At 68.4% G+C, this 22,391-nt stretch carries 24 protein-coding genes; 14 read left to right on the forward strand and 10 right to left on the reverse strand.

All coding sequences use genetic code 11. The features are described from left to right. Entirely contained in the window at positions 1–1,044 is a 1,044-nt protein-coding gene (locus ACUYTF_RS05160) for a ParB/RepB/Spo0J family partition protein (protein ID WP_449279395.1), read from the forward strand. A 91-nt stretch (positions 1,045–1,135) separates the two neighbouring features. Then, positions 1,136–1,582 carry an SRPBCC family protein gene (locus ACUYTF_RS05165; RefSeq protein ID WP_434144417.1) on the forward strand — a complete coding sequence of 149 codons (447 nt, stop codon included), beginning with the start codon at positions 1,136–1,138 and terminating at the stop codon, positions 1,580–1,582. Between the two features lie 172 nt (positions 1,583–1,754). Here ACUYTF_RS05165 and ACUYTF_RS05170 read toward each other — a convergent pair whose 3' ends face one another. Then, positions 1,755–2,897, reverse strand: coding sequence for an NAD(P)/FAD-dependent oxidoreductase (locus ACUYTF_RS05170; protein WP_449279396.1), 1,143 nt, complete (start codon positions 2,895–2,897; stop codon positions 1,755–1,757). Next, positions 2,894–3,751: a MurR/RpiR family transcriptional regulator gene (locus tag ACUYTF_RS05175; protein WP_449279397.1), complete on the reverse strand. Its 858-nt coding sequence runs from the start codon at positions 3,749–3,751 to the stop codon at positions 2,894–2,896. Before ACUYTF_RS05175 ends, ACUYTF_RS05170 begins: the two co-directional genes overlap by 4 nt. Before the next feature lie 79 nt (positions 3,752–3,830). Between ACUYTF_RS05175 and ACUYTF_RS05180 the strand changes: the two genes are divergently transcribed. Then, positions 3,831–4,964, forward strand: coding sequence for an NAD(P)/FAD-dependent oxidoreductase (locus ACUYTF_RS05180; protein WP_449279398.1), 1,134 nt, complete (start codon positions 3,831–3,833; stop codon positions 4,962–4,964). Positions 4,965–4,988: 24 nt separating this feature from the next. Further along, positions 4,989–6,359, forward strand: coding sequence for a sodium/glutamate symporter (locus ACUYTF_RS05185; RefSeq protein WP_434144410.1), 1,371 nt, complete (start codon positions 4,989–4,991; stop codon positions 6,357–6,359). Between the two features lie 115 nt (positions 6,360–6,474). On the opposite strand, the gene trxA is transcribed toward ACUYTF_RS05185, so the two are convergent. The 3 genes from trxA to ACUYTF_RS05200 all read right to left on the reverse strand — a co-directional run bounded on the left by trxA (position 6,475) and on the right by ACUYTF_RS05200 (position 10,153). Next, complete coding sequence (trxA, locus tag ACUYTF_RS05190) at positions 6,475–6,798, reverse strand: thioredoxin (RefSeq protein ID WP_434144408.1); 324 nt, start codon at positions 6,796–6,798, stop codon at positions 6,475–6,477. Between the two features lie 35 nt (positions 6,799–6,833). Next, complete coding sequence (trxB, locus tag ACUYTF_RS05195; RefSeq protein WP_449279399.1) at positions 6,834–7,760, reverse strand: thioredoxin-disulfide reductase; 927 nt, start codon at positions 7,758–7,760, stop codon at positions 6,834–6,836. 80 nt (positions 7,761–7,840) lie between these two features. After that, positions 7,841–10,153 (reverse strand): DUF6049 family protein, encoded by a 2,313-nt coding sequence (locus tag ACUYTF_RS05200; RefSeq protein WP_449279400.1) that lies wholly within the window; start codon positions 10,151–10,153, stop codon positions 7,841–7,843. A 66-nt stretch (positions 10,154–10,219) separates the two neighbouring features. Between ACUYTF_RS05200 and ACUYTF_RS05205 the strand changes: the two genes are divergently transcribed. The 9 genes from ACUYTF_RS05205 (at position 10,220) to ACUYTF_RS05245 (ending at position 17,472) form a co-directional block, all read left to right on the forward strand. After that, the gene (locus tag ACUYTF_RS05205; RefSeq protein WP_449279401.1) at positions 10,220–11,728 is read left to right on the forward strand and encodes a CCA tRNA nucleotidyltransferase; all 1,509 of its coding nucleotides are present in this window, start codon (positions 10,220–10,222) and stop codon (positions 11,726–11,728) included. A gap of 120 nt (positions 11,729–11,848) precedes the next feature. Continuing rightward, positions 11,849–12,631 (forward strand): PIG-L family deacetylase, encoded by a 783-nt coding sequence (locus ACUYTF_RS05210; RefSeq protein WP_449279402.1) that lies wholly within the window; start codon positions 11,849–11,851, stop codon positions 12,629–12,631. Between the two features lie 287 nt (positions 12,632–12,918). Beyond that, complete coding sequence (gene rpsF / locus ACUYTF_RS05215) at positions 12,919–13,281, forward strand: 30S ribosomal protein S6 (protein ID WP_434144400.1); 363 nt, start codon at positions 12,919–12,921, stop codon at positions 13,279–13,281. Between the two features lie 3 nt (positions 13,282–13,284). Continuing rightward, positions 13,285–13,818 (forward strand): single-stranded DNA-binding protein, encoded by a 534-nt coding sequence (gene ssb / locus ACUYTF_RS05220; RefSeq protein WP_434144398.1) that lies wholly within the window; start codon positions 13,285–13,287, stop codon positions 13,816–13,818. A 58-nt stretch (positions 13,819–13,876) separates the two neighbouring features. Continuing rightward, a complete protein-coding gene (gene rpsR, locus ACUYTF_RS05225) occupies positions 13,877–14,137 on the forward strand; it encodes a 30S ribosomal protein S18 (protein ID WP_244692180.1) in 261 nt (86 codons plus the stop codon). Between the two features lie 20 nt (positions 14,138–14,157). Then, positions 14,158–14,607: a 50S ribosomal protein L9 gene (rplI, locus tag ACUYTF_RS05230; protein ID WP_434144396.1), complete on the forward strand. Its 450-nt coding sequence runs from the start codon at positions 14,158–14,160 to the stop codon at positions 14,605–14,607. Between the two features lie 477 nt (positions 14,608–15,084). Further along, complete coding sequence (dnaB, locus tag ACUYTF_RS05235; RefSeq protein WP_434144395.1) at positions 15,085–16,461, forward strand: replicative DNA helicase; 1,377 nt, start codon at positions 15,085–15,087, stop codon at positions 16,459–16,461. A gap of 105 nt (positions 16,462–16,566) precedes the next feature. Then, positions 16,567–17,169 carry a hypothetical protein gene (locus ACUYTF_RS05240; protein WP_434144393.1) on the forward strand — a complete coding sequence of 201 codons (603 nt, stop codon included), beginning with the start codon at positions 16,567–16,569 and terminating at the stop codon, positions 17,167–17,169. A gap of 12 nt (positions 17,170–17,181) precedes the next feature. After that, a complete protein-coding gene (locus ACUYTF_RS05245; protein WP_434144392.1) occupies positions 17,182–17,472 on the forward strand; it encodes an ABC transporter ATP-binding protein in 291 nt (96 codons plus the stop codon). Here ACUYTF_RS05245 and ACUYTF_RS05250 read toward each other — a convergent pair. Beyond that, positions 17,469–18,008 carry a hypothetical protein gene (locus ACUYTF_RS05250; protein ID WP_449279403.1) on the reverse strand — a complete coding sequence of 180 codons (540 nt, stop codon included), beginning with the start codon at positions 18,006–18,008 and terminating at the stop codon, positions 17,469–17,471. The genes ACUYTF_RS05245 and ACUYTF_RS05250 overlap by 4 nt on opposite strands. Further along, positions 17,998–18,894 (reverse strand): LssY C-terminal domain-containing protein, encoded by an 897-nt coding sequence (locus tag ACUYTF_RS05255; protein ID WP_449279404.1) that lies wholly within the window; start codon positions 18,892–18,894, stop codon positions 17,998–18,000. Before ACUYTF_RS05255 ends, ACUYTF_RS05250 begins: the two co-directional genes overlap by 11 nt. An 84-nt stretch (positions 18,895–18,978) precedes the next feature. On the opposite strand from ACUYTF_RS05255, the gene ACUYTF_RS05260 reads away from it, so the two are divergent. Further along, positions 18,979–19,944, forward strand: coding sequence for an aldose 1-epimerase family protein (locus tag ACUYTF_RS05260; protein WP_434144388.1), 966 nt, complete (start codon positions 18,979–18,981; stop codon positions 19,942–19,944). A 14-nt stretch (positions 19,945–19,958) separates the two neighbouring features. Here the strand turns inward: ACUYTF_RS05260 and ACUYTF_RS05265 are convergent, their stop codons facing one another. The 3 genes from ACUYTF_RS05265 to ACUYTF_RS05275 form a co-directional block, all read right to left on the reverse strand. After that, entirely contained in the window at positions 19,959–20,807 is an 849-nt protein-coding gene (locus ACUYTF_RS05265; RefSeq protein ID WP_434144386.1) for a siderophore-interacting protein, read from the reverse strand. Between the two features lie 64 nt (positions 20,808–20,871). Continuing rightward, a complete protein-coding gene (locus tag ACUYTF_RS05270) occupies positions 20,872–21,564 on the reverse strand; it encodes an aspartate racemase/maleate isomerase family protein (protein WP_449279405.1) in 693 nt (230 codons plus the stop codon). After that, complete coding sequence (locus ACUYTF_RS05275; protein WP_449279406.1) at positions 21,561–22,319, reverse strand: IclR family transcriptional regulator; 759 nt, start codon at positions 22,317–22,319, stop codon at positions 21,561–21,563. The genes ACUYTF_RS05270 and ACUYTF_RS05275 overlap by 4 nt, the downstream gene beginning before the upstream one ends. Positions 22,320–22,391: the final 72 nt, after the last annotated feature.

Consider the following 22,391-nt stretch of genomic DNA (forward strand, 5'->3'; position numbering starts at 1 on the left):
ATGGCGACGAAGAAGCGAAGCGGTCTCGGCCGCGGAATCGGCGCTCTGATCCCCCAGGCACCGTCGACCGGCGAGCGCCCGGTCGACGTGTTCTTCCCGGCATCCGGCGCCGCCGCAGCGGTCGTCGACGACGCCGCAGCGACACGATCGACGGCGGACGACGCTGCCGGGGAGCCCGCGGTCGCAGAAGCGGCGGACGCGGCGAACGCCGAGCAGCTGCGCGAGGTGCCCGGGGCGCGGCTCACGCGCATCGAACTCAGCGACATCGTGCCGAACCGCTCGCAGCCGCGCAGCGAGTTCGACGAGGAGGCGCTCGAGGAGCTCACGCACTCCATCCGCGAGTTCGGGGTCTTCCAGCCCGTCGTCGTTCGCGCCATCGACCCCGTGCCCGCGCAGGGCGAACCCCGCTACGAGCTCATCATGGGCGAGCGCCGCTTCCGTGCGAGCGGCCGCGCGGGCCTCAGCGACATTCCGGCGATCGTCCGTTCGACGGCCGACGAGCACATGCTGCGCGACGCGCTGCTCGAGAACCTGCATCGCGCGCAGCTCAACCCGCTCGAGGAGGCCTCCGCCTACCAGCAGCTGCTCACCGACTTCGGCATCACGCAGGAGCAGCTCGCCGAGCGCATCGGGCGTTCGCGCCCCCAGATCTCGAACACGATACGACTGCTGAAGCTGCCCGAGCCGGTCCAGGCGCGCGTCGCGGCGGGTGTGCTCTCGGCCGGACATGCGCGCGCCGTGCTGTCGCTCGACGGCGACGCGGAGGCGATGCAGCGCCTCGCCGACAAGATCATCAACGAGGGTCTCTCGGTGCGCGCGGCAGAGGCCGTGGCGGCCGAGACGCCGAAGCGCCGCATGCCCAAGCCCCGCGCAGGCGGCGTGCAGGCGCAGCTCGGCGAGATCGCCGAGCGCCTGGGCGATCGCTTCGACACCCGCGTCGCGGTGAAGCTCGGTGCGAAGAAGGGCCAGATCCTGATCGACTTCGCGACGATCGCCGATCTGAAGCGCATCCTCACCGATCTCGGGGATCCGGGCTTCAACTGAGCCGGCCGCTCGGTCGGCGTCGGGGCGGCGAATGCGACGCCCCGTGTCGGCCGGGGTTCTCTTCCGCGCCGGCCCCTGCTTGACTGGCCGCATGACTGAAGAGCCCCGAATCGTATCCGCAGAACGCGAGATCGCGGCTGACGCCGCCGCGATCTTCGAACTCATCGCCGACCCTTCGAAGCAGCCCGAATGGGACGGCAACGAGAACCTCGACAGCGCCGACGCCGGGCAGCGCGTCCGCGAATCCGGGTCCGTATTCGTGATGCGCAATACGGGCAACAGCACTCGCGAGAACCACGTCGTCGAGTTCGAGGAGGGGCGCCGCATCGCATGGCAGCCCTCCCCCGTCGGCGAGGCACGACCCGGGCACCTGTGGCGGTGGGAGCTCGAACCGCTCGAGTCGGGCGCGACGCTGGTGCGCCACACCTACGATTGGTCGCAGCTCACCGACGAGACGCGCTTCGAGCGCGCACGGTCGACGACGGCCGACGCGCTGCGCGCATCCATCGACCGCCTCGCCGCCCTAGCGGAGGGGTAGCGCCTCCAGGCGGTCCCCTGGGATGAACATGGTGACGAGGAGCACCGCCACGGGAACTCGGTAGGGTTCTCCCGATGACCGAAACCCCATAGGCGGCTCCTCATCCGTAACTCCGCATGTCCGCCGGAGTCGGCCTGTGACGGGTCGGCGTCACTGGAGGCAGGCCGTATCTCTACTGCTCGCCGGGCATCCGCGGTGAAGGAGCAGTTGCTGCAGAGGTCCGAGTGAAGCGCGTCGGACGGAATCCGCGCAGTCGGACGTCCGTCACGCCTGTCGTGAGTTCAGAAGCAATCACCTCTGCCAGCCACGGTCCGAGAGTGATGCCACTGTGAGTCACGACTGCCCATACGCGGTCCTGAATGCTGCCGCGCAACGGGCCTGCCGACGTGTGCCCGTCGCCGGGGATCACCCGGTGCCCGACGCGAGTTCGGAGTGTCCGGACAGCGCGACCGAGCAATCGCCGCACGCGTCTGCTGAACTCTTCGCCGATGGCGGTGAGTTCACTGTCGGGGAGATCCCCCGCGGCGTGACGGTCGAGATCAAGACATTGCACGAGAAGCGTGTCTTCGTCGATCGGGCGCAAGTTCAGGTCGTCGCCCGTGAACAGCTGTCGGATGCCGTGGGCCGGAACCGAGACCGTCGCAAGGAAGCCCCACGCGGGGCCGCCGGCAGTCTGATCAGCCATGGGGAACGATGCCCCGTACCGGGTGATTAGGTCAGCACTGCCGTTTCCGGCCGCGATCACGGTGCGGTCGACCGGTACTCGCGATCCATCCGCGAGCACGACACCCGTGTCGTCGACGGCGTCGACAGTGGCCTCGACGAAATCGAACAGCTCGTGCTGCTGGAGCTCCTTGAGTAGGGCGAGGCGGATGCTGAGCGCGTCGCAGTAGCCTTCGTCCGCAAAAGAGGCCACGAGAGCGCCGGTAGGCACGGGGACATTCAGCTCGGATCCGGGAGCATGCGTCAGCTGCGCTGAATATTCATGCGATGCGAGGTAGTCGACGCGCTCCGAGAGCAGGGCGCGGTGTTCATCAGAGACGGCGATCGCAGTGTGACCCGACCACGTGACATGATCCGCGTACCGCGGGCCAAAGACTTCGCGCCAGTAATTGAGGCCGCACAGGTTCAGCGCCTGATAGGTGGCGGGTCGCTTCCGATGGCTGTTGAGCCATTCATATGAAACCGCCGTCGCGCCGGCGGCCTGCAGACTCGGCGCGAAGACCGTGACGCGACATCCGCGGTGGATGAGGGCGCGCGCAAGCGTGATCCCGATGAACCCCGCTCCGACGATAGCGATATGCGTTCTGCTCATCGAGAGAACTCGCCACGATAGGCCTGTGCTTGTGCGCGCGCGTCGAGTGCTCGCTCGGGCTGCAGAGTGGCGATCTCGGCCACGAGGGCATCAATGAGCGACACTGTCGGGACGGCTTCCGTTGCCGCACCACCACCCGAAGAAGGCATCCGCAGATGCAGCACACCGAGTTCGTGAAGCTGAGGCGGCAGTGAAGCCTGAGCAATGACGAATACGCGAGCCCCTTTCCGTGCCGCTGCTTCGATGAAACGATGCACATCGGCGAAGATTACACGGGGTGCGAGCACGAGAACGGCGTCTGCTGCATCGATCTGGAACACCGCGTGAGCATTCGTGTGACCGCTGCCCGTGATGCCTCGTGAAACGATGCCGATCCTGGCGAACTCGAGCTCCGCATACTGCGCGAAGCAATACGCGGTGCCGAGCCCGTAGATGAACGCCCTCGGCGCGGCAGCGATCGCCGCTGCAGCCTCGGCAGCTGCAGGCCAGTGGATGCTCGATTCGACACCCAGAACGAGACCGGCCGCTGCGGTCAGCACCGAGGTCATGGTGCGTGACTCGCCGGATGGGCCGTCGTCTTCCGTACCATGAGTGCGAAGAGCCTCAAGTCGAGTCTGCAATACATGCTGCAGGTCGGCTTGTTCCTGCACGCGACTCGCGCAGCAGGCCTTCATCTCACGCACATTCGCGAATCCGAGCTTCTGGGCCGTGCGCGCCACAGTGGCATCGCTGGTCTCGGTTCTGGCGGCAATCTCTGCGCCCGTGAGCGTAGCGAATTTCAAGGGCTCGTCGCGGGCGAACCGTTCGACGGCTTGCTCTCCCGGCGTCAATGACGGTGATTGCTGCGGCCACATCCTGAACTCCTTTGAATGAAAACTATCTTTCATTATTGACGATTGATGAAAGAATCTCTACGCTGAGAAAACTTGGACAGTGAGGTTTGGTGAACAGTTGAAGAGCGACTTCATTATCGTCGGCGGCGGCGTACATGGAATGGCAGCCGCATACAATCTTGCCCTGCGGGGGGCCGAATCGGTGCTCGTGATCGAGGCAGATACCGTGGCGAGCGGCGCGTCCGGCGGGTTCGGTCAACGCGGTGTGCGTGCGAATCGACGCGACTTGCGTGAACTGCCGCTCATGCGGGAAGCCAACGAGATCTGGCCGACGTTGCACGAGGAGCTTCGGGCCCCCACCGGTTACGATCGCACCGGCGGCGCCTATCTCATCGATGGCCCGGCCAAGAACGGGTTCAAGGGCATCCATGCAGCAGAGACCTACGCCCGAGTGCAATCTGCGCTCGGCATCGCAACCGAAACGTGGACCCGCGACAAAGTGCGTGAGATCTACCCCGGTATCTCGGATGATGTGCATGGGGCATCATTCGTGCCGACCGATGGCGTGGCGTCGCATGAGGCGACGACCATCGCATTCGCGAACGCAGCACGGCGGCTCGGTGTGCAGGTACTCGAGCACACGCGCGTCACGTCGGTCGAAACCGGGGCGGATGGGGGCGTGGCGGCCGTCGTGACGAGCACGGAGCAGCGGATCGTTGTCGGCGTATCGGTACTCCTCGCGAACAACACCGGCGTACGCGATCTGGTGCTCGACGCCACCGGAGTGGACCTGCCGATGTGGCCCATCTATCCGCAGGGAGCGCGCCTGAGCTCGAGCACCGCCGCGCGCATCCCGATACTCACCGGACACGAGACCCGGTCGCTGTCGGTCAAGATGCTCGGGGACGACATCATGTTGACAGGCGGCTGGCGCGGGAAGAACGCGACCGTGGATCAGGCGAACCTGCGCGACAACATCGCCGTGCTGCAGTCAGTGTTCCCCCACCTCGATGATCTTGCGGTGATCAGCGCCGATGCGTCGCGCGCCGAGAGCGCCAGCGTCGACCAGCTGCCGATTATCGGCCGACTCGTCCCCAATCTGTACGTGGCGACCGGGTGGTCTGGACACGGCTGGGCGATCGCCCCCGCGGTCGCCCGGCATCTCGCAGGCGCACTGCTCGCGAACTCCGACGCAGCAGCGCTGGCCGCTTTCAGGCCCTCGCGATTCCACTGAACTTTCATCAATCTGGAGGCGATGATGCCTGAACTGACCGCTATCACTTCCGACATGTTCGGATCGCTGCTGTTCGCAGTGGCCCTGCTCGGTGTATTGCTCCTCGTCGGGGTGCTGCTGCGTGCGTGGATTCCACCGCTGCGGCGATTCTTCATCCCGGCGGCGCTGATCGGAGGCATCGTCGGACTGTGCTTCGGCCCGGATGTGCTGGGAGTCGTTCCGGAGGAGATCAACTCGACTTGGGGCGGTATCGCAGGCATCCTGATCACGATCGTGTTCGCGCCGATGCTGCTCGGCGAAGACCTTCCCAAGGCGAGCGAGGCGGCGAAAGAGGCTGCGCCTCACGTCTTCTACTCCTACTTCAGCAGCTTCGCGGTCATCGCTGCCCCGGCGTTGTTGACGTTCTTCGTCTTCACGCCGGTGTTCGGTACGAACCCCCTGTTCTCGAGCATCTTCGAAGTCTCGTGGCCAGGGGGCCATGGAACTGCAGCGGGCATGGAGGATGCCTATACGGCACTGGGTTGGGCCGACGGCTCCTCGCTCGGCCTCGGCTCCGCCACGGCGGGTCTCGTGTTCGGCATCGTCTCTGGCATGGTCATGATCAATATCGCCGCGCGAAAGGGGCAGCTCGCGAACTACTCGAGCAGGTCGGTGAAGACCGTGACGGACATCCTCCCGGTGGTCGATGCGCGGACCGAGTCGACGGGACGCATCAACCGTGCCTCGATCGACAACCTCGCATTCCATTTCGCTCTCACCGGGGTGGCCGTGCTGATCGGCTACGGGCTCAAAGCGCTGGTCGACCTCGTCATCACCGGCATCCCGCTGTTCCCGTTGGCAATGGTCGGCGGTCTCGTCGTGCAGCTGGTGATCAAGCGCACGCCCGCGTATCAGCTCGTCGACAAAGCGACGCTGAACGCCATCACCGGCATCGCACTCGATTTCCTCGTCGTCGCCGCTGTCGCCTCGCTCTCGCTTCCCGTGCTGCTCGACAACTGGCAGGCGCTGCTGATCACTCTCGTCGTCGTTGCGGCGATGAGCGTCGCGATCTTCTACTGGATCGGCCCGCGCATCTTCAAGAAGGATTGGGTCGAGAACAGCATCGTGAACTACGGTGCGATGACCGGCGTCGTATCGGTCGGACTCGTGCTGCTGCGCGCCGCGGATCCGAATCTCAAGACACATGCATTCCGGGGCTTCGCGCTGCGTGCACCATTCGCCAGCCCGTTCGTCGGCGGCGGGCTCGTGACCGCTCTCATCCCCGTCGCCGTCGCGAACTGGGGAAATCTCTGGGTCGGGCTCGGGTGCGTCGCGATCTGCGTCTTGCTGGTGCTGATCGCGGTCGTCACTCGGATGTGGCAAGCACCTGCCCAGCGATCCGCTGACGGAGGGTGACCCAGACGCCGGCGGTGGCCTCATCATGCTCTCGGCGGTGCAGCCACGCAGTGGGCCGCACCGCCGAGAGTGCACTGTCGGAGCGCTGCCGGAACCCCGGCACACTGCTGCCGGGTCAGATGATGCCGGTGAGCTCGTTCTCGAGCATCGCCTTGGGCATCGCACCGATGATCTCGCGCACCTCTTCGCCGTTCTGGAAGACCTTCATGGCGGGGATCGAGGTGATGCGGTAGCGCGCGGCGAGGTTCGGGTTCTCGTCCACGTTCAGCTTCGCGACGACGAGCTTGCCCTCCTGCTCCGCGGCGATCTCGTCGAGGATGGGCGCGACGGCACGGCACGGGCCGCACCAGGCCGCCCAGAAGTCGACCAGAACGGGCACCTCGCTCTGCAGCACGGCGGTGTCGAACGACTGCTCGTCGACGATGATGGGTTCCTTCATGATGACTCCTTCGGTTGTGCGCGCGGCGCGATGGGCTAGCCGCCGAGCGAAGCGATGTAGTGCTCGGCGTCGAGTGCTGCGACCGTGCCGGAGGCGGCGGCGGTCACAGCTTGGCGGTAGCTCGAATCGATGACGTCGCCCGCGGCGAAGACGCCGGCGACGGAGGTGCGCGACGAGCGGCCGTCGACGGCGATCGTGCCCTCGGCGGTCAGTTCGAGCTTGTCGTGCACGAGGTGGGTGCGGGGGTCGTTGCCGATCGCGACGAAGAGGCCCTCGATCTCGAGCTCGCTGGTCGATCCGTCGACGGTGCTCTCGAGCGTGACGCCGGTGACGCCGCTCTCGCCGTGCACCTCGGCGACGGCCGAGTTCCAGACGAATTCGATCTTCTCGTTGTCGAATGCGCGCTGCTGCATGATCTTCGAGGCGCGCAGCTCTTCGCGGCGGTGGATCACGTAGACCTTGTCGGCGAAGCGGGTGAGGAAGGTCGCCTCCTCCATGGCCGAGTCGCCGCCGCCGACGACGGCGATGGTCTTCTCGCGGAAGAAGAAGCCGTCGCAGGTCGCGCACGACGAGATGCCGTGGCCGAAGAGGCGCTCCTCGCCCGGCACGTGCAGCTTGCGGTACGCCGAACCGGTGGCGTAGATGACGGCCTGCGCCTCGTGCACGGTGCCGTCGCTCGCGGTGACCTTCTTGATGTCGCCTGAGAAGTCGACCTCGGTGATGTCGTCGTACACGACTTCGGTGCCGAAGCGCTCCGCCTGCTCCTGCATCTTCTGCATCAGGTCGGGGCCCTGGATCCCCTCGGGGAATCCGGGGAAGTTCTCGACCTCGGTGGTGTTCATCAGTTCGCCGCCGACCTGGATCTGGCTGGCGAACAGCAGCGGCTTCAGATCTGCACGTGCGGCGTAGATCGCTGCGGTGAAGCCGGCAGGGCCGGAGCCGATGATGATGATCTGATGCATGGAGCTCCTCGAGCGGAATCGGGTGGGGCGGACGGTTTCGGGCGCCCGCGACGTCACGTACAACTCATCCTAGGCGCGGCTTATTCCGCGTCGGCTGCGGGCGGGGGCCCGGCTCCGCTCTCGGCGGTATCGGCACCGGAGTCCAACGCTGCGGCCGCGCGCTTCCGCGATCGTCTGCGTACGCTCCGCAGCGTGCCGAAGACGAGCAGGAGAGCCGCGAGCGCCCCGAGCACCCACACGCCGATCCGCTCGATGCCGCTGCGAATCGTGAGGGGCAGCAGCTTGGAGTCCGACTCGAGCTCGCCGACGGTGTCGGAGACCACGATGCTGAGGCCGGATTCGCCCGCAGAGACGCGGCTGAGCACCGGCACGAGGATGCGCGCATTGCCGTCGGCCGTGACCGCGACATCGGGGAACGACCGTTCGTTCACGGTCAGTGCGGCGGAGATCGGCGTCGCTTCGGCGGTGACGACGGCGTCGAACGGGAGGTAGTTGCGCAGCTGCACGGGTACGCGGGTCGAGGTGCCGACGAGCTGGGTGTGCTCGGTGCTCACGATCTGCACCCCCGACTTCAGCTGCTCATCGTATTCTCCGTACGTCTTCGCAACCGCCGTGAAGTCGGAGCCGATGCCCGCGTACCGGGTCGCGAAGAGGTTCATCAGCCGAGCGCGCTGGTAGCCGGTGAGATCGCCGGGGTGCTGCAGCAGCACGCTGAGCCTGTCGACGTCGGCTTCGCGGCCCGCGGCGCTGCGCAGCAGCTCGCGGCGCTCCTCGAGGGACGATGCCGCACGCAGCGTCGCGGAGCCCTCGGGCAGCGCCTGCACCGCGGTCGCCTCGACCCATCCGGGAGACGAGAGCTGCTCGATGAGCGCGGCGGGGTCTTCGGCGTCGGCGACGGCGCCGCGATCGAGCGCGATCAGCATGCCGGAGTTCGGGGACCCGGCCGTCACGGCGAGGCGTGCGGAGGCGGTGGAGATCGCGGCCAGGCGATCGGTGTCGTCCGTAGCCGCGAGCGCCCGGCGCACCTCGTCGCCGAGCGCGGCGTCGGCGATCAGCGCTTGGTCGGCACCGAGCGAGGCGCGCGGCCCGCCCTCGAGCGTCGCGTTGTCCGATCGCAGCACAGTGTCGGAGATGCCGCTCGACTGCAGCAGCGCGATCGTGGCGGTGTCGACCTGCCCCTCGGCGGGCCAGGCCACGGGGCGCGCCTCCTGCGGCCACGCGAGCAGTTCGTCGAGCGTCGGGACCGGTGCGGCCTCCGGGTCGCCATCGGCTGCGACTTCAGCTTCGGGATCGGCAGTCGCAGCGGCGCCCGTGCTGGTGCCCGTGTCCGTGGCGGCGCCGGCCTCCGCATCGGTACTCGCATCGGCGCCCGCCGCATCGCCGGCCGTGCCGGAATCGGTGCCCGCTTCGGTGCTGACGTCGGTGCCCGCCGCGGCATCGGTTCCGGTGTCGGGGGCCGGGAATGATCCCTGGCGAGTCAGGTACTCGAGATTGACGGGCGCCAGGAGCTCGGTCATCCCGATGGCGGATTGCGCCGCCGGGTCGGCATCGGCGAACTGCAGCAGGAACGACGGCAGTGCCATGTTCTCGAGGCGCTTCAAGAAGTCGCGTGACTGCGCCGAAGCATTGTCGCCGTAGGCGCGGATGCTCGCGACGATGCGCGGGTCGATCGCGACCGTCGCGCGGGTCTTCGCGGCCGCATCGAGCAGCGCCTCGAACTGCGGCACCGCCTTGTCGAGCTGCGCGGGCGTCGGGGTCGCGCGCACCGACGACGGCAGCACGAGCGGCACGATGAACCCGAGCTGCGTCTTCGCCTCGCTCCCGTCGCCCGACTGCGGGGAGGCGCCGCGCCACACGAACGGCACGGTGCCCACGACCGACTCCTGGCCCTTGCCCTTGGCGCCCTCGCCGGGGGTGAGCGTCGCCCGCAGCAGATACACGCCGGGCTCGTCCGACGCCGTCAGGGGGAACTCGTCGGCGCGCACGGTTACGGTCGTCGACTGCTCATCATCGGCGGGCACCGCGCCCAGCTCGGCATCGACGACGCGGCTGCCGAACCCGGTGAAGGGCTCGTCCAACTGCGCCGCGGAATCGAGGCGCTCGGGTCGCAGATCGAGGCTGAGGTTGCCGGCAGGGATCGCGTCCTCGCCGCTGTTGTCGACGCGCACCGCGAACTCGAAGCGGTTCTGCGAGGGTTCGAGCACCGATTCGGTCGGCGCGACGATGAGCTTCGCCTGCACCGCCGCCTCGCTCGGCGGCGGCCCGTCGGCATCCGTCTCGGCGAGCGCTGCGGCGGCACCGCCCGCGACGATGCCCGCAACCACGCCCGCGCCCAGCAGCAGTGCGACGCCGCGATGCGCGAGACGACGCGGGAGGCGGGGCGTGAGCGGCATGGAAACAGTCTAGGGAACGACGCCCGCAATGCGCTGGGACGGGGTTCGGCCCGGTACCCTAGTGGGATGCGACCACTCGCCGAATCCATGGCCGACCTTCGTGCGATTGCGGCGTCGGCGCCGGTCGCCGCGCTCGCCGAGGCCTTCGCGGCCAGGGGCCACGAGTTCGCCCTGGTCGGCGGCCCCGTGCGCGATGCACTGCTCGGGCGGCCCGTCACCGACCTCGATTTCACGACTTCGGCGCGGCCCGACGAAACCCGCGCCATCCTCGACTCGATCACGAAGAACGTGTGGGATGTGGGGCGCGACTTCGGCACCATCGCCGCCCGGGTGCACGGCGAGACGGTCGAGATCACCACGTATCGCGCCGAGATCTACCGCGATGACTCCCGCAAGCCCGAAGTCAGCTTCGGCGACACGATCGAGGGCGACCTGGTGCGCCGCGACTTCACGATGAACGCCCTCGCGCTCATGCTGCCCGACCTCAGGCTCGTCGACGTGTCGGACGGTGTGGAGGATCTGCTCGCGTCCCGCATCCGCACCCCGGGGCTCCCCCAGGACTCGTTCGCCGACGACCCGCTGCGCATGCTGCGCGCCGCCCGCTTCGCCGCCCAGCTCGGGTTCGCGGTCGTGCCCGAGACGCAGGCCGCCATGCGGGAGCTCGCCGAGCGGCTCGAGATCATCTCGGCCGAGCGGGTGCGCGACGAACTCGTGAAGCTCGTATCGGCCGACGACCCGGTGCCCGGCATCCGCCTGCTCGTGGAGACCGGTCTCGCCGACCGCTTCCTGCCCGAGTTCACGGCGCTCGTCGAGACGCAGGACGACCACGGCCGTCACAAGGACGTGTACGAGCACAGCCTCACCGTGCTGCGCCAGGCGATCGAACTGGAAGCTGCGCGTCGGAGCGGACGCGCAGCGTCTGCCGCGCAGCTTGATTCGCACACGGCGGATGCGCGTCGGCCCGAGGGCGATGCCGCAGCCGCGTCGCCCGATATCGTGCTGCGCCTCGCCGCTCTGCTGCACGACATCGGCAAGCCGGCGACCCGGCGCTTCGAGCGCGGCGGCGTCACCTTCCACCACCACGACGTGGTCGGCGCGAAGCTCGTGCGCAAGCGGCTGCGCGCGCTGCGCTTCGACAACGACACCGTGAAGCGGGTGTCGCGCCTCGTCGAGCTGCATCTGCGCTTCTTCGGGTACAGTGACCAGCCGTGGACGGATTCGGCCGTGCGCCGCTACGTGCGCGACGCGGGCGGCGAGCTCGAGCAGCTGCACATTCTGACCCGCGCCGATGTCACGACGCGAAACCGCCGCAAGGCGGAGCGCCTCGAGCACGCTTACGACGACATCGAGCGGCGCATCGGCGAGCTCGCCGAGGCCGAAGAGCTCGCTGCGGTGCGGCCGGAGCTCGATGGCGAGCGCATCATGGAGATTCTGGGCATCGCGCCCGGGCCGCTCGTCGGCAGGGCCTACCGGCACATGCTCGAGGTGCGCCTCGATGAGGGGCCGATCGGCGAGGAGGCGGCCGAGCAGCGGTTGCGCGCGTGGTTCGACCAGCAGGGCGAGCAGGGATCGTGACCCGTATTTCGGCTCTCACCCGTATTTCGGAGCAGAACCTCGGTTTCGAGCCGAAATACGGGTGAGAGCCGAAGTTCGGGTTGTATTGAGACGGTGAAGACTGAGAGCGGGGAGGCCGCCATGCGTGATCCGAAGGAGTGGTTCGAGGGGCGTCCGCGCGTGATGTTCGTGCACGCGCACCCCGATGACGAGACGATCACGACCGGCGGCACTCTCGCCGCGCTCGCGGAGGCCGGCCTGGAGCCCCTGCTCGTCACTCTCACCCGCGGCGAGCGGGGCGAGGTCGTCGCCGGCCCGCTCGAAGCGCTCGTCGCGGCGCACGGGCTCGCGGTGGCGCGGCAGAACGAGCTGCGCACCGCGCTCGGCATGCTCGGCGTCGAGCGGCACGCGTTCCTCGGCGTGGAGCCGGCGCGCGCCGAGGGCCTCTCCCCCACGATCTACGAGGATTCGGGTATGAGCTGGGGCGAGGACGGCCGCGCCCGGGCGGGGGCCGATGCGGGCCCCGACGCGCTCACGAGCGTGCCCGCGGTCGAGCCGCTGCACGACCTGCTCGCCGCCGGCTATCTCGCCGGCGCGCAGGCGATCGTCAGCTATGCGGACGACGGCGGGTACGGCCACCCCGACCACGTGCTCGCGCACCGTCTCGCACGCGCGGTCGCGCAGGCGCTCGAACTGCCGTTCTGGGCGATCGCGGGTGACAGTGCGTCCGACATCGGGGCGGCGGATGCGGTCGAAGCGACCGAGGCGCTCGAGGTGCACGACATCGGCGACTGGTTCGACCGCAAGGTCGCGGCGCTGCGCGCGCACGCCACCCAGCTGACCGTCGACGGCGACGACATCGTGCACGTCGGCGGGCAGCGCGAACCGATCGGGCGCGCTGAGGGTTTCCGGCGACTCGCGTAGCGCGGCTTCTCCCCCGGCAATGCGGACCCTTCCGCCCAGGTGGGTCGCCCGACGGTCGAGATCGACCGGGTGGCCTGCGGGATGTCCGACACGATGGGGCCGACCGGCGTCTGAGGTCGTCGATCCCTGGCCCGCGCATCGCCGGCCCCACAGAAGCGCGAGAAGTGTTAGGATAGACAGGTTGTCTGCGCTCCACGCTATCTGGCGATGGACGCGGGCACGATGCACAAACACCCTCCTGCCGCAGAAATCCTGCGGCCGTGAAGTCCGAAGGAGGTGGGTCAGTAATGCATACGTACGAACTCATGGTGATCCTCGATCCCGGTATCGACGAGCGCACCGTGGCCCCCAGCATGGATAAGTTCCTCGGCGTCATCCGCAATGCGGGCGGCGAGATCGAGAACGTCGACATCTGGGGCAAGCGCCGTCTCGCATACGAGATCAACAAGCAGTCCGAGGGCATCTACGTCGTGGTGAACTTCACGGCGAGCCCCGAGGCGACTGCCGAGCTCGACCGCCAGCTGGGTCTCTCCGAGGCCGTGCTGCGCACCAAGGTCCTCCGCGCAGACGAGCTCATCGCTCAGCGCTCCGCTCAGGCCAAGCGCGACGCCGCCAAGGCAGCTCGCGCCGCCGCGAAGGTCGGCGCCTAGCCCATGGCCGGCGAGCCGCTGATCACCGTCGTCGGCAACCTGGTTGCCGACCCCGAGGCGCGCGTGTCGCAGGCGGGCAAGTCGTGGTGCACCTTCCGCATCGCATCGACTCCCCGCGTGCGCGACCGCCAGTCCGGCGATTGGTCGGACGGCGAACCGCTGTGGCTCGGTTGCCGCGCGTACGGAGAGTACGCCGACAACATCGTCGCGTCGCTGACGAAGGGCACCCGCGTCATCGTGCAGGGCCGCCTCACTCAGCGCAGCTACACCGACAACCAGGGCCAGCAGCGCACCTCGCTCGACCTCGAGGTCGAAGAGGTCGGGCCGTCGCTCCGCTTCGCCACCACGCAGGTGGCGCGCGGACAGGCGCGCGGCCAGGTCGGCGGTTTCGGCGGGTCGAACAACCAGCCGCAGGGCCAGAGCAGCTGGGGTCGCTCCGGCGGACAGCAGCAGGACAACCCCTGGACCGATTCGGGTCAGGGCGCATCGTCCGGCGGCGGTTTCGGCGGCGGTTTCGACGACGAGCAGCCCTTCTAAGGCATCACACTTCCTGATCCGGGAGTTGACCGGATCGCATCACGAAAAGAGACCAATCATGGCAGGCAAGTCCAGCGGCGCAGGCCGCAAGCCGGGTCGCGGCAAGAACGCAAAGGCCGTCGCACCCGCCAAGAAGCAGACCGTCGGCGTCATCGACTACAAGGATGTCGCGACGCTGCGCAAGTTCATCTCCGAGCGCGGGAAGATCCGCGCGCGCCGCATCACCGGCGTGTCCGTTCAGGAGCAGCGACTGATCGCGAAGGCAGTGAAGAACGCCCGCGAGATGGCCCTCCTCCCCTACGCCGGCTCCGGCCGCTGATTCGCGAAGGAGAGCACATCATGGCGAAGGTTATTCTCACTAACGAGGTCCAGGGCCTCGGTTCGGCCGGCGACGTCGTCGACGTCAAGACCGGTTACGCGCGCAACTACCTCGTGCCCCAGGGCTACGGCGTGCACTGGACCCGCGGCGGCGAGGCCCAGGTCGCGCAGCTGCGTGCGGCCCGCGAGGCCCGCGCGCTCGCTTCGGTCGAGGACGCTCAGGCGCTGAAGGCGAAGCTCCAGGAGGGCAAGATCCGCCTCCAGGCGAAGACCGGCACCGGCGGCCGCCTCTTCGGTTCGATCAAGCCCGCTGCGGTCGCTTCGGCGGTCGCCGAGGCAGGCATCGGCCAGATCGACAAGCGCAAGATCACCGTTCCGACCATCAAGTCGACGGGCGAGTACAAGGTCGTCGCGCACCTCCACGAGGGCGTCGACGCGACCATCACGCTGCAGGTCATCGCTCAGCGCTGATCGAGCTGCACCGCACGGCCGTACCCCGGTACGGCCGTGCACCCGCGAATGGCGGGGCGAAGGGGTCTCCCCTCGCCCCGCCATTGCATTTCCGGGGCATGAACGGGATGTGGACACGAGGGTGCGTCGATCGTTCGCGCGCCCCTGATCCATGCATCGAACGGGCGGAAACTTTCCACATGTCAAGTCGACGAGAGACTCTCAAGCTTCAGTTGAGAGTTGAATAACTTTCTCCATGTGGAAACTGTAAACCCCTGATCAGGCCCGAGATTTGTGACATTGTCACCGGGTTTCCCACAGTTCGTCCCCAAGCCTGTGAATAAACCGGGGCGCAAACCCCCGAGTTATTCACCGAGTTATCCACAGGCCTGTACGGGGTCGCCTGGCCTTCGACTTGCGCTCGCCGTACCGTGAATGTCAGAGGCGCGGTGTCGACTGCAGTTCACCCCCTCGAAACTATGCTGAAGGAGCCGCGGCGTGTCCATCTCCCATCTCGGGATCTCAGATCCATTCCTCGATGAACCGGTGCGGGGCAGTGAGCGGACCCCTCCGTACGACCTCCTCGCCGAGCAGAGCGCCCTCGGCGGCATGCTGCTGTCGAAGGATGCGGTGGCCGACGTCACGGGACTGCTCGGGGGCGGCGACTTCTACGTGCCGAAGCACGAGGTCATCTACGAAGCCGTGCTCTCGCTCTACTCCCGCGGCGAGCCGACCGACGTCATCACCGTCACCGATGAACTGACGAAGGCGGGCGAACTGCAGCGCGCCGGCGGCGCCGAGTACCTGCACACGCTCACGAGCATCGTGCCCACCGCGGCGAACGCCAGCTTCTACGCCGAGATCGTCGCGGAGAAGGCGCTGCTGCGCAGGCTCGTCGAAGCCGGCACCCGTATCGTGCAGATGGGCTATGCCGGCGAGGGCGAGGCGATCGATCTCGTGAACGTCGCCCAGTCCGAGATCTACGGCGTCACGGGGGAGTCGCAGGGCGAGGACTACGTGCCGCTCTCGCTCGCGGTCGATGCCGCGCTCGAGGAGATCAACAAGGCGAACAGCGCCTCCGACGGCATGCTCGGCGTGCCCACCGGCTTCTCCGAGCTCGACGCCATGACGAACGGCTTCGCCGGCGGCCAGATGATCATCATCGCGGCCAGGCCCGCCATGGGTAAATCGACGCTCGCCATGGACGTCGCCCGTCACGCCGCGGTGCATGCGGAGGCGCCGACGGTGTTCTTCTCGCTCGAGATGGGCCGCGCCGAGATCGCGATGCGCCTCCTGGCCGCCGAGGCGTCGATCCCGATGCAGACCCTGCGCAAGGGCGCGCTCGACAGCCGCGACTTCCAGAAGCTCGCAGCGACGCAGGGCCGCGTGGCCGACGCTCCGCTCTTCATCGACGACAGCCCGAACCTGACGCTCGTCGAGATTCGCGCCAAGTGCCGCCGCCTCAAGCAGCAGCACGGCCTGCGCATGGTCGTCATCGACTATCTGCAGCTGCTGTCGAGCGGCAAGAAGAGCGAGAGCCGCCAGCAGGAGGTCTCGGAATTCTCGCGCGCCCTGAAGCTCCTCTCGAAGGAGCTCGACGTGCCGGTCATCGCCCTCTCGCAGCTGAACCGTGCTTCCGAGCAGCGCGCCGACAAGATGCCGGCCATCAGCGATCTGCGCGAGTCGGGCTCGCTCGAGCAGGATGCCGATATGGTCATCCTGCTGCACCGCGAAGCCGTGGGCGACCGCGACAGCCCCCGCGCCGGCGAGGCCGACTTCATCCTCGCGAAGCAGCGCAACGGCCCGACGGGCACCGTGACCGTGGCCTTCCAGGGCCACTACTCGCGATTCCAGGACATGCCGCAGGGCGTGTAGTCCTACTGCCGCTGTCGCGCGCTTCCCGGCGCGCGTCCTGTGAGATCCATCAGCAGCGCCGGAGCGTGGAGCGATACACTGGAGGGCGGAGAAAGGGGAGTCGTCATGGCTGCTGCGGTCACGCCTGCGAAGCGTGGAGCGACCCCTGAATCGGGGCTCCCGCGCTCCGTGCGGCTCGTCCGCGTGATCGTGCTGCTGCTCGGCGGCGTCGCCATCACGTTCTCGGCGACTTTGCACGAGCATCTGGGCTTCGACCTCGCGCTCGCGACCTGCGCGATCGCCGGTATCGGCCTGGCGCACCTCATCGAGTGGTTCGCAGGCCGCACGGTCGGCGCAGGCCCGGTCGCGATGCTGCTCGCTCTCGCATCGTTCGGGGCCGCGTTCGCACTGCCGTTCCAAGGGAGCGCTATCGGGTTCGCCGTGGTCGTCGCGGCCTGGGCGCTGATCTGCGCGCTGCTCGAGTACATCGGCAGCACCGTGCGCCCCGGCACGCGACCCGATGCCGTGCTCATCGGCGCGGCGGGCATCCTGCTCGCACTGCTCGCCATCCTGATGCGCGAGGACGAGGTCGCGGTCGTCGGCCTGCTCGGCGCGTACGCCGTCATCGCCGGAGTGTTCCTCGGCATCTCCGCATTCGACATCCGCCGGGGCGGTACCCCCGATATCGAGCACTCGGGCGATCAGCGCGCCGAGGGCCTCGCCTCGTAGAGAAAGCACACGATGACCCAGTCTTCCGAGCCCGCCAAGCACGATCCCGTGACGCCGTCGCGCAGGGATCGTCTGCGCCCCCTCGAGCTCCTCGGCTTCTCAGGCGTGCTCGGCGTGTTCGCCGGGCTCGTGGTGCTGCTCGCCACCCGCAACTTCGTGCTCGCCGGAGTGTTCTTCGGCATCGCGTTCATCGCCTCCGTGCTCGTCGTGGCGCTCATCGGCCTCGGCGGCACGCCGAGTGAAGCAGACGTCGAGGCGCGCAAGGATCTCAAGAAGCCCGACGCCGGGGGAGACTGGCACTAGGACCGAAGCGCCGCGGCTGCAGCGCGACGACGCCGGCGACGATCCCTGCGCTTGCCGCGCGACCAGGTGCGGGCGTCGCGGCTCGACAGCGCGAGCAGGATGAGGATGTCGAGGGCGAGCGTCAGCAGCGTCGTCTTCACCGCGAGCTGCGCGCCCGCCGCGAAGTAGGTGACGGCCGTCGACAGGATGCTGAGGGTCGCGCCGAAGAGCACGAGCATGCGCGCCCGATCGCCGCCCCGCCACACCAGCCAGCACAGCACGAGCAGCATCAGCATCCACACGCCCTCGATGCCGATGCCGATGCCGATGATGATGTTCGCATCGCCGACGGAGATGCCGTACTCTTCGGCGATCGAGCCGCGGCTCGTGAACAGCGAGATCATCCAGGGCACCGCGCTCAGCGCGCGCAGCAGCACCAGGGTCGAGCCGCTGATGATGGAGCCGGGGCGCTTCTGCGGCGAGGGATCGGTCCCGTCCCGGCTGAACAGCGCCGAAGTCGGCTCCACCGCCGGGCGCTTGCGCACTTCACGATGCATGGCGGCCTCCGTTCGAGAGCTCCGAAGCCGGAGGCCCGTCGACGACCCGCACCGCGGTCAGATCGACGATCGGCAGGTCGCCGTCGGTGCGGATCGAATCGCCGCCCCCGTTGCGCGAGTGGTATCCGGTCGAGAAATCGTGCAGCACCTCCAGCCGTGCTGCCGGGTCGGCGGTCAGCAGGCTCCGCACGACATGGTCGCGCTCGACATCGGTGTCGGCATCGATCTTGTGCGTGATCTGCAGCGTGAAGAGCGACAGGCCGACCGCGCGGTCGAAGGTGCCGGCCGCGAGCCAGCCGACGCGCGCGCCTCCGGGCAGCAGCCAGCCGTCTGGAGTGCACCAGAACCTGACATGGTGGCGCTTCGCCGGGTTGCCGGCGACCTCCTGCTGGTAGGCGAAATCCTGCTTGCGGCCGAAGAGGAAGAGCGGGCTCACGGGCGCCTGGCCGTAGCTCTCCCGGCGCAGCGTCGAGGTGACGATGCGCAGCGAGGAGCGCAGGGTCACGGGGTCGGCGATCGTCCACCCCGCCCGCGCGAGCGCCGCATGCAGCTGCTCGGCCTCGCCCTGCAGCGCGATGTTGATCGGGTCGCCGAGCAGGCCGTCGCTCGTGCGGGTACGCCCGATGAAGTAGTCGGGCACGTAGATGGTGGTGAGCACGCGGTGGACGCGGGGGAGCGCGAGGTAGGCGAGCATCGCCCAGAACGCGATGAAGACGAGCACGCCCCAGGGGCCGATGGCGAAGGTCTCCGTGAGCAGCAGCCACGCGAACCAGACGGCGGCGACCCCGGCGAAGACGAAGAAGAACTCGTCGAGCACGGCGGACACCGACACGCGGCGGCGCCGGATGCGCCCGTTGCGCTGCTGCGCTGAATCCTGCGGTGCCATGCCCTCATGCTAGTGACCCGCGGCCATTCGCGGCGTGGATTCCGCGTACGATCGAAGGCGGAGATCTCGAAGAAAGCGGGCGGAATGTCGAATGGGAACGAGGCGGGCACCATCCCGCTGTCGGGCGAGCAGCACATCATCGAGCACGGCGAGCTGCGTGCGGTGATCGCGAGCGTGGGCGCGAGCCTGCGCGAACTGAGTCGGGCGGGCAGGGACTACGTGGTCCCGTTCGCTGCCGATGAGCTGCGACCCCATTCGCGCGGTGTCACCGTCGCCCCGTGGCCGAACCGCGTCGTCGACGGACGCTATCGTTTCGACGGGGTCGAGCATCAGCTGCCCATCACCGAGGTCGCGCGCGGGCATGCGCTGCACGGTTTCACCCCGTGGCTCGGTTTCGCGCCGGGGGAGCGGATCGGCGACCGGGCCGGGCAGGCCTCGTCCGTCACGCTGACCGCCACCGTCGAGCCGCAGCGCGGCTATCCCTGGCGCGTGCGCATCGACACCCGCTTCGCGCTCGACGAACGCGGGCTCGAGCAGACCGTCACGGCGACGAACCTCAGCGGCACGGCGGCGCCCTACGGAGTCTGCCCGCACCCCTACCTCATCGCCGGCCCCAGCCCGCTCGACGAGTGGGAGCTGACGCTGCCGGCCTCGCAGGTGCTGCGGGTGACGGAGGATCGTCTGATCCCTGTCGATCTGCAACCCGTGGGCGCCGATGCCGAGCGCTTCGACTACCGTGTGCCGCGTGCGATCGGCGGTACGCGCCTCGACCACGCCTTCACGGCTCTCGCGCGCGACGCATCGGGGGAGGCCCGAGTAGAACTGCGCGACCCCGCGGGCGGCGGCGTCGCCATGAGCTGGGGCGAGGCGTGCGACTGGATGCAGGTATTCACCGCGGATGCGCCCGGCGACCCCGACGATCGCATCGGGCTCGCGGTCGAGCCGATGACCTGCGCACCGGACGCCTTCAACGGCGGTGCCGGGCGCGGCATGATCCGCCTCGAGCCGGGCGCCTCGCACACCGCGAGCTGGCGCATCGACCCGCTCTGAACCGGGCTCCGAGACTACCCGTCCGCGTCTTCCGGGTCTTCCGGGTCGATCGGCGCGTGGTGGTCGAAGTTCGCCGTGCCGCGTTTCCAGTACCCGCTCAGCGCATACTGCTCGCGCGGCGTGCCGAGCTCGTACTTCAGCAGGCGGCGCAGCGGGATGAGGCGGGTGGCCTCGCCCGCCGCGAAGAGGAAGGTGCCCTCGTCGACGCCCATATCAGCGGCGGCTTCGGCCAGAGTCCCGTAGGCCGGCATCACGTCGATCGCTCGACCGCCCGTCTCGCGCAGGTACTGTTCGGCCCAGTCGAGGTCGGCGAGGGGGATGTCGGCCACGATCTCGATGTCGGTCGCCGCGGGCACGGAAGCGATGAAGCGTCCCGTGGCGGGGAGGGCGGAAGCGTCTACGATGCACAGCAGCTTGTCGGCGCCCTGAGGAGCGGAGACCGAACCGCGGGGCCCGACGGCCACGAGGCGATCGCCCGATCGCGCGGATGCGGCCCAGGCCGATGCGGGCCCGGCATCGGGATGCTGCAGGAAGTCGACGTCGAAGACGCGCATTCCGGTGGCGACATCCTCCCGGACGTTCAACGGTGTGAAATCGCGCGGGAACATGGGAACCTCGGGGCGGACGATGCCGCTTGCCTCCGGGCCGACGGCGGTGGGCGCCACGAGCTCCCCGGTGAGAGGGTGCGGGAAGAACAGCTTGACGTGATCGGCCGGGCCGGTCGACGCGAAATCATCGAGCTCCGGGCCGGTGAAGCTCACCCGGATGAACGGTCCGGCTGCGAGCTCCTCGATCCCGGAAACGATGATCTCGCGGGCGGTGAAGCGGTGCATCACGCGCTCTCGCGCGAATCTCTCGGTCACTGCGATCCCTTCATCAGATGTTTCTGATTCGAGGCTAGCAGTCCGCCTCTTGCGCTGCGAGGTTTCACTCGAGCAGACGGACCGCGTGCCTGATCCCGTCGACGGCCGATGAGACGACCGGGAGCCCGAGCTCGTCGGCGATGCGCGCGCCCGCATCGATGGTGCGCAGGCCGCCGCACGAGATCAGCAGCGCATCGGGGGCCGCATCGCCCGCCCGGTCGAGTGCGCGCTCGGCCGCGGCGCGGAGGTCGGCGTCCGTCACGCGGCCGAGGTCGGCGATCGCGTTGACGCCCAGGTCGACGCGCGATGCGACTTCGAACCCGCTCTGCATGAGTAACCGATCGAGTCGCCGCCCCATGTCGGAGGTGTAGGCGCCGACGACCGAGACGCGTCGAGCGTCGAGCTCGCGCAGGCTCGCGACGATCGAGGTCGACATGGTGGTGACCGGAATGCCCGGGCAGGCGCGACGGAGGCGGTCGAGCGCGCGTTCGTTGCCGGCGGCGCCGTCGTAGAACGTCAGCGACGTGCCCATGATGCTGATCGCCTCGGCTCCCCGATCGAGCAACGCCCGTGCCGCGGCATCGATGCGCTCGAGGCCGGCGTCGAACCCGGTCGGCGACATCTCGGCGATGCCGAGGCCGCGCGCGGCGAACACGACCCCGTCGGGAAAGAGGATCGCGGCCTCGGGGGGCACCGTATCCGCTTCGGGGGGCACGATGAGGCCGACGACCGGGCGTGCGGCATGCGCGCAGGTCATCCGGCCGCCCCGGGGCCCAGGGACATCGCCTGTTCGATGCGATGCTTCGCCTCGAGCAGCAGCTCGCCGTACTCCGCGAGCTGATCCTCATGCAGACGATGGCTCGGCACCGAGATCGCGAGCCCGAACTCGGCCTCGCGGTCTCCGTCGAGGCGGAGCGCGACGCCGATGCCGGAGATCTCGGAGCGCCACTCGCCGCGGTTGACCGCGTAGCCATCGAGGCTCACGCGCTGCAGCTCGGCGCGCAGCGCTCGCTCCTCGGTGAGCGATTCCGCGGTGAAGCCGGCGGGGGACGCCTGCAGGTAGGCGTCGAGGCCCTCGGGGCTGCGGGCCGCCAGCAATGCCTTGCCCGACGCGCTGACGTGCAGCGGCAGGCGGGTACCGATCGGGTCGAAGACGCGCACCGAGTGCGTCGACTCGAGCTTGTCGACCACCACGACGTCATCGCCCTGCATCTGAGTGAGATGGATGTTCTCGTTCGTGCGCTCCCACAGCCAGTGCATCGGCTCCTGGGCGAGCGAGCGCACGCCGATCTCCTTGCCCTGGTGCGCCAGCACCCAGATGCGCGAGGTCTGCACCCAGAGGCCGCCGTGCGCCGTGTCGCGCGTCAGCCACCCCTCGTCCTCGAGCGAGGTGAGCGTGCGCTGCACCGAGGACTTGGGCAGGTCGAGCTTGCGGGCGACGTCGCTGACGCCCACGGGTTGCGAGATGACCACGCACTGGAGGATGCGGAGCGCGTTCTTGAGTACCTGCATGGAGTGATCCTCTCAGATGGATCGACGGAATCTACGGCGATTCGCCTGCGCCATTGACAGCCATCGGCGACT

This window comes from Leucobacter sp. GX0328, assembly GCF_053567315.1.